Genomic DNA, 2,486 nt, shown 5'->3' with positions numbered 1-2,486 from the left:
GGCTGCAATTGGCCCCAAAATGACTCATTTTCGCTTCAATAAAAAAAGTTTAAACGAGTTCTACATTAAAAATACGGCTTTTACACAATTAAAAGAACTGAAGGATAAAATTTTTGAACAGGTTCTTGTTATTTTACAAAAATAGGAGGGGTGCTATGAGTCCAACCATAATCCGTCCGGTATTTGTATTAACTGCATTAAAATTTGTTTTGGCATAATTATTATACCGATAAAACCTGCCGACATAAGATCCAAAAAATTTCAGATTATAATTTTTAATCGGGAAAAACTCTATAGAAGGAATTATCCCCCAGGAGGTGCGAAAATGGGTTCCTGTAGTTTCAGGGTTTGGCCGATCCCGCCAATAGGCGTCGCTAACCATTCCTATCGCCGACACGGTCCAGTTCTTATTGATAGGATATACCAATCTCACCCAATGTTCGACATAATCTGTATTTCGCACGGCATGCGGGATAACATCATCCGGTATAAGATCACTTATAATGGATGTCCGGTCCAGGTCTTCCCGGCTCCATTTAAAATCATACTGTATCAATAATTTCTCAGTAGTAAACTGATTTCCCAGGGCTACATAATACATATTGACAGGTTTATCGGTTTTAGCTTCCTGAAAAACACTAAAGCTCCATAAAGTTTTGAATTTGCCAGCTAAGAATTTCCCTTGCCAGTCTATTACATATGCTGCCGGAAATTTGGCCCGCTCCATATTCGGGATCTCTCCGTATATTTCTTCGAAAGTCCTGGTTCTTGAGTTAAGTATCTGAAAGGAAAGACCATGATCAGACGATACCTGCCAGTTAAATTGCAGGCCTGTTAAGAAATTATCGGCAGATTCTACAATATCATTATATTCATAAATGTCGATGGGGTTAAGGTCAAATTCATAGCCGCCCCAGGCTGCGGACATTTTGCCTATGGCAATACTTGTTTTAGGAGATATTCTATAACCAATATAGGCGATATCCGTTGAATGACTCATGTTATCCACAGATTGCGGTTCGGTTTCCTTGGTGTACCTGTCGCGAAACCTGAAATAGACCTTGTCCTCAAAAACATCCCCTCTTATTTCCAACCGGAATTGATTTAACTCAAATTTACTTCCGGTATATTCTCCGTCCCCGAAATAATTGTTAAGGGAAGTCTGCATATGGGCAATAAAATCCACTTTTTTCAGCAATTCTACCCTCTCAACAGGAATAATAGGAGTCATGCCATGAATCGTTGTATCTATTTGCTGTTGCCGTTGGGCCGTCACTTTTGGCATAAACATGATAACCAATACGCATGGGATAATGAATCTCATAAAAATATTTTTGGTAGTTATGTATTCATAAAAATCAATATAATCGGATGTGAATGATCTTGTTGTCTCTAATACTCAAAGAAAAATTCCTGTAATTTCTTTTTGTCTTTTGTAACGGTTAATCCCAACATGAGTAATATTCTTGCTTTTTGGGGGCTTAGGTCATCAGAGACGATGGTACCTAATTTTGCATCATCAGTTTCATCCAATAAAGTAACTCTCCCTGTAGGCACACGGGAGGCGCGGCAAACGATAATTCCTTTCGCGATCGCTTTTTCTACTGCGGCTGTATTGGCTTTATTGAGGTTACCATTACCCAATCCGCCGATTACAATCCCATTCACATTGCTGTTAATATAAGCATCAATGGCTGTGGCAGGGGCATCGGCATATAATGTTGCAACGGCGACGTTAGGGAGTTTATCTTTTCCTGTAATATCAAAAGGGGTGTTTTTGTTGGATTTGCGAAGGGTTTTTTCATGAAAAACCACTTTCCCGTCGTAAACCTGCCCGATCGGTCCGGTATTGGGCGCCGAAAAGGCATTGAGGTGTGTAGTACTTGTCTTCACTGCTTCCCGTCCGGCAAATATATTCTCATTGAATGCCAAAATCACACCTGCACCCTGCGCTTTTTCTGAAGCTGCAACCACTACGGCATCATAAAGGTTTTTGGGGCCGTCAGCGCTGATACCGGTGGCAGGCCGCATGGATCCCGTAATGACCACGGGATTGTCATAACGCACGGTCAGTGACAAAAAATAAGCTGTTTCTTCCTGTGTGTCTGTGCCGTGGGTGATGACAATGCCATCTGCTTCTTGATTTTTAAATATCTCATTGATCCTTTTATTGAGTTTGATCCAGATATCAACAGTCATATCCTGGCTCCCTACATTGGATATTTGTTCCCCGGAGATATCTGCAATTTTATCGATGCCCGGTACGGCGGCGATCAGGTCTTTTATTGGCAAAGCACCGGATGTATAGGCGGAACGGTCAGCTGACGCCCCCGAACCGGCAATGGTACCCCCAGTAGCTAGGATCTTTATTTTGGGTAGATCTTGTGCGAACGAACCGGCATAAAGAGCAAATAACAAAAAAAGACTTAAAATATTTTTCATAATAAATTGGTTTAAAAGATTGATTATTTGTTTACAGGACCTGT

2 protein-coding genes are annotated in these 2,486 nt (G+C 40.9%); both read right to left on the bottom strand.

Going from position 1 to position 2,486, the window contains the following annotated elements; translation table 11 throughout:
• Window positions 1-133 precede the first annotated feature (133 nt).
• A complete protein-coding gene (locus ED312_RS11500; protein ID WP_123216164.1) occupies window positions 134-1,324 on the bottom strand; it encodes a porin in 1,191 nt (396 codons plus the stop codon).
• Between the two features lie 68 nt (window positions 1,325-1,392).
• Window positions 1,393-2,442: a type II asparaginase gene (locus ED312_RS11495; RefSeq protein ID WP_123216163.1), complete on the bottom strand. Its 1,050-nt coding sequence runs from the start codon at window positions 2,440-2,442 to the stop codon at window positions 1,393-1,395.
• Window positions 2,443-2,486 lie beyond the last annotated feature (44 nt).

Source organism: Sinomicrobium pectinilyticum (assembly GCF_003725735.1).
GTDB lineage: Bacteria > Bacteroidota > Bacteroidia > Flavobacteriales > Flavobacteriaceae > Sinomicrobium > Sinomicrobium pectinilyticum.
Note: the sequence above shows the minus strand (reverse complement) of the source record. Positions and strands in the feature narration are given on the sequence as shown.

Bases quoted from the DNA above. Each gene is read 5' to 3' on its own strand.
- ED312_RS11500 (WP_123216164.1), bottom strand. From the start codon at position 1,324: ATGAGATTCATTATCCCATGCGTATTGGTTATCATGTTTATGCCAAAA.
- ED312_RS11495 (WP_123216163.1), bottom strand. From the start codon at position 2,442: ATGAAAAATATTTTAAGTCTTTTTTTGTTATTTGCTCTTTATGCCGGT.